This window comes from Blautia sp. XA-2221 (assembly GCF_028767025.1).
Classification (GTDB): domain Bacteria; phylum Bacillota; class Clostridia; order Lachnospirales; family Lachnospiraceae; genus Blautia_A.
In genome coordinates, this window is the sequence record NZ_JAJQXX010000024.1 from 1 (window position 1) to 4645 (window position 4645).

Sequence of the window (4645 nt, forward strand, 5' to 3'; positions counted from 1 at the left end):
TATTTGTTTTTCAAAGTTTCGTTTTTCGGAACAACGAAAAACTCCACAATGTAAAACAGGGCCTTGCCCTAACAAAAGAATAAGCAGCGGGTTTCCCGCTGCTTAACTGACTTCCCTGAACTCCGCCTTATTTATGCTCGCAGCTCTGATTTCCTACAGTACAGGAAGTTTTACATGCTGACTGGCAGGAAGTCTGGCACTCACCACATCCACCTTTTTTTACTGTGTTCTGCAGATTTTTTGTATTTAATGTTTTGATATGCTCCATTGTATATCCTCCTTATGTATATATAATTGTCTGGGCATAGTATAGCATAAAATTCTCTCAATTAAAAGTCTTTTTTTAGGTTATGCAAGCATACCTCCAAGAGCACCTCCTCCCAGGCACATACAAAAAGTAGTTAGCAAATGCTGAAAAGACATATCCCACTTTCCTTCTGCGGCAAAGGATACAAGTACAAGAAGTATAAAATACGCAAGACCTACTAAAATCCCCCAGAAATATTTATCCTTTCGCATGATTTTTCCTGCCATAAATCCTCCTGCCAGACAGGAAATTACATATACTGCCACAATCCCCGCTGATACGGGCGCCAGCCCCAGATCAAACTGAAATACCAGAAATGCCAGGATCAGAAGGCAGATGCCTGTCAGGCCGTATGCAAGAAACAATGATCTTAAAACCGTTTTTGTTTTCATAAAAAAGCCCTCCCCATAACATTATATGGGAGGACTTTTTTCTTATGCTTTACTGTGATTTATTTTTTCTTTCTGAAATAAATAATTACACCTACTACCACAATCGCTGCCACACCCAGAATTACAAAAGGTGCGATCATTGTATTATCTCCTGTATTCACTGCAGATTTGGAATTGCCATTATTTGCCTCAGCTTCTTTGCCGCTGTCCTCTGATGTGTTTGTCTGCTTATCAGAATCCTTACTGTTATCCTGCGGCTTCTGTACTGTATTGCTGTTGTCCTTTTCAGGTACCGCTGTTACTCCTGCTGCAGCTGTGGGCGTTACGGTTGCAACCGGTACTAAATCCCCATATCCATCTTCCTGAATTTCCCCTCCTACAAGAGGTTTGCTTCCTGCGATGCCAAAAGGACTGAATGAATGGGTGCTGAATACCATGGTACTGCCTTCCACGCTTGGAACAATGGTCTCCATTGCCCCGCTGTCCAGAAGATGCTCAATAGTGTATGTATAACCTGCTTTTACCGGAACGGTCACACTGATATATTCTCCGTCAGGAATTTCATATTCTGTATTGTTTCTCAGATCCCACAGTTCAAATTCATAAGACTTGAACAGATTTGCTTCTGTTTCATTTGTAAACTGATAGTCCTCTGCGCTGGTTGCTCTAAACTGAACATACCATGGCAGATTGATTCCGGATACAGAAATCCCGTTGCTGGTGTGGTTTGCCACAGCCATCTCTTCCTTTTCTTCCTCTGTGAGATTCTCTTCCAGATCTGATGGCCGCTGGTCTTTCTGATCTTCCTGTTCAAAAATATTATCCTTATCTTCTTCCGGAGTTACTGTTGGTTCCGGAGTCACTGACACTTCCGGTGTTACGGTCGGTTCCGGAGTCACTGACACTTCTGGTGTTACAGTCGGTTCCGGAGTCACTGATACTTCCGGGATTACAGTTGCTTCCGGAGTTACAGATACCTCTGGTTTTTCCCCTGTTTCCGGGCTCTCCTCTTTATCTCCAACATGATCCTGAGATTCCCCTTCTGTTTCACTGTTTTCCTGTCCGTTTCCGTTAGGTACACTGGTATCTTCGTCCTTAGCATCAGCCTCTTGGTCTTCTGACTCATGGCTGTCATTCTCTTCGGTATTACCGTTTTCTTCTTCCCATTCACTGTCATTCTGATCCTCAGAAGCTTCTCCATTATTTTCCTCGGACCATTCCTCTTCCTGGGATTCATTTTCCTCAATACTGCTCACTACTACTGTCACACTGCTGTAGATCACATCAGAACTTCCGGCCCAACCGGATATTTTGGAAAGGTCTGCCTGATTATAGGGACGAAAAACAACATCGTATGACTGTACACGTTCAGATGGTACACTTGATTCATCTGCCCATGCTAAAGTACCATATTCACTGGATGGAAGAGAAATCTCAGAAAGGGGTACCGGCTGTTCCACTGTCACATTGTCCGGAATCAGGCTGCTGATCTGAATAGTTTCACTTCCGTAAACTGCAACCGGCTGGATCTGTCCTGCCATCAATGCTGCTGTTAATGCCGCTGCTGCCAAAAACTGTACATTTCTCTTACCATTATTTTTTTTCATTATTACACCTCATCTACTATCTATATCAATAAATAATCATTAATTTCATATATTTTATAACCGAAAACTGTTTATAACAGAATTTCTATTTTCATTCGTTCTTAATATATCAGATTTTTATGCTTTTGTAAACATTTCGTAACAGATTTTTTCACATTACGACACAGATATTATATCATAGTTCTATTTTTTTCGACACCCCTAAAATATAATTTTTCAGTATATTTTGCTATATTTTACTATACTGCCACTTTTCATCTTGTTCTCGGCTATCCGGGCAATAATGAATTACAACACTCTTTCTACAATGTCATTCTTACATATATGTATCAAATTTTTAACACAAACATACCAAAGTGCCTGGCAGAATATAACCTGCGAACGGATATCGTATTGTATCACTTTATTCACATCATCATGTAAAAATGCATTCCAAATTACCTGTGGCAATGGAATTTCGTCCTGTATATTAAATAGGTAACTACAGAATTTTACACAATAGAGTTTGCTATAAGCAAGCAAAAAAGAAGCATTAAACTCGATATGCCATATTACAAAATCGACTCTCCTGAAAATTTCGTGTGCTTTTTCAGGTTTGTGATTTATAGTTATACACCTCCGAAACTTAACATATACAAGTTAAAGCATTTGGCAGAACGGCAGTATATGGACAGTTACTGTGTCAGTTCGGATATTATCTGTAAATAAGTAACTGCTAAACTTTATATAGTAAAAGCTGTAAGATAAAATCAAAAGATCAGCGAATCCAGTATATCCATCATGTCAAAACACGGACAAAATATTTGTACACTTTTTTAATTTTTTCATTTATAATACATTATTTCACACATAATCTCCGACGACTGTACAGCAAAAAAGGACCCTGACATAATCCGGTCCTTTTCTCCTACTCCATCATCAAAGAAAACTGGCTTATAATTCTTGTCACCTCCCCTGTGACTACCTGAATTCCTTCTTCTGTATTTTTCCAGTTTCTGCGATTAATTCCATCCGCATCAGAAGGACATACCAAAAGTTCAATTTCCGGATATGCCTTCTGATAATACATCAATGCTCTTCTGGCATGATAGGTTTTGCAGCATATAATAGCTTTTTTTACACATATTCCATTCCTGTCTGTAACCATTCTGGAATATTTTGCATTTTCCCAGGTAAAAGTAGCACGATCCTCTTTCAAAATATCGTTTTCATTTACCCCATTTTTTACAAGAACATCTTTCAAAAAATCCCACTCTGTCTGATACTCTTCATGGTATTTATCAGATTTTGCCTGAACACCCGAAAACTTTCCAAGCGTAATACTGTACTTTCCACTTGGAAGAATATGGGGAGCAACACCTCTTTTATACAATGCTGCTGCCTGCTCTGCCATTTGCGGATAGCCATTTCCGGGAACAAAAATAATATCTGCTTTCTCCGGTTCGTTTTCCACAAAAATAAATGTTTCCAGTCTCTGCAGAAACTTCTCATACTCTGTCATTTGTCCTCTTCTCCTTTTCTAAAGTTTTTATCTGTAAATTTACATTTTATGAAAAATTGGATGAGATAAAAAAGTCATAGGGTTGACTTTATATATTCATCACTCCCATCCTCAAATATTCATGTATAAATCTACATTTTCTGGTGATTATGCAAAAACTCATCTGGTTATAATTGAATGTACTCGTCTGTCTTACTCCATGATATTCACATATAATCGTACATTTCCTAAAAATCATTCATGGATTGATCTGTTCATCTTTATATGATGTATATATAATTTAACTGATTTTCCATCTGAACAACATATACTCTATTGGTATACAAATTCACAGATTTTAGAAACAGCTCAATTTTTCATTAATGCGCCCTCTTTTAATGCACCTATAGAATTTAAGCCTTCTGTCGTGCCTTCACATTACAAATACCATTATCTGAAATTCTGTATTTTCTCTTTGCCCATTCTATTGCTATAAATAAGACAATTGAAAAAGCTGCACAGAATTCTCATCTGGGTAATTCCCATGCCCCCATATAAGGCATGAGCATTCTTTTATATCTGTATCTTACAAATTTCATTGTACAAAATTTAGTACTGCCCATTAATAGTTACATTGCACAACATTCAGTGTTGAATCATTGGGTACTTTGCTGTTCAATATTTGATGCTGTTCCTTTAAGCACTTTATTACACAACATTTCGTATCTTCCATTAATAATTCCTTTACATAACATTCAGTATTGAACCATTGGGTACTTTGCTATTTAATATTTGATACTGTTCCATTAGACACTTTATCGCACAACATTTCGTATCTCCCATTAATAATTCCTTTACA

General features: G+C 37.8%; 4 protein-coding genes. All 4 read right to left on the reverse strand.

What is annotated here, in order from left to right:
• Positions 1-127: 127 nt before the first annotated feature.
• Positions 128-268 (reverse strand): six-cysteine ranthipeptide SCIFF, encoded by a 141-nt coding sequence (gene scfA, locus LU279_RS13355; RefSeq protein ID WP_015524633.1) that lies wholly within the window; start codon positions 266-268, stop codon positions 128-130.
• An 80-nt stretch (positions 269-348) separates the two neighbouring features.
• A complete protein-coding gene (locus LU279_RS13360) occupies positions 349-699 on the reverse strand; it encodes a TIGR04086 family membrane protein (RefSeq protein WP_274422977.1) in 351 nt (116 codons plus the stop codon).
• 59 nt (positions 700-758) lie between these two features.
• The gene (locus LU279_RS13365) at positions 759-2306 is read right to left on the reverse strand and encodes a hypothetical protein (RefSeq protein ID WP_274422979.1); all 1548 of its coding nucleotides are present in this window, start codon (positions 2304-2306) and stop codon (positions 759-761) included.
• A gap of 907 nt (positions 2307-3213) precedes the next feature.
• On the reverse strand, positions 3214-3807 hold the full coding sequence (locus tag LU279_RS13370) for a YdcF family protein (RefSeq protein WP_274422980.1): 594 nt from the start codon (positions 3805-3807) through the stop codon (positions 3214-3216).
• Between the last annotated feature and the right edge of the window lie 838 nt (positions 3808-4645).

Bases quoted from the DNA above. Each gene is read 5' to 3' on its own strand.
- LU279_RS13365 (WP_274422979.1), bottom strand. From the start codon at position 2,306: ATGAAAAAAAATAATGGTAAGAGAAATGTACAGTTTTTGGCAGCAGCG.
- LU279_RS13370 (WP_274422980.1), bottom strand. From the start codon at position 3,807: ATGACAGAGTATGAGAAGTTTCTGCAGAGACTGGAAACATTTATTTTT.
- scfA (WP_015524633.1), bottom strand. From the start codon at position 268: ATGGAGCATATCAAAACATTAAATACAAAAAATCTGCAGAACACAGTA.
- LU279_RS13360 (WP_274422977.1), bottom strand. From the start codon at position 699: ATGAAAACAAAAACGGTTTTAAGATCATTGTTTCTTGCATACGGCCTG.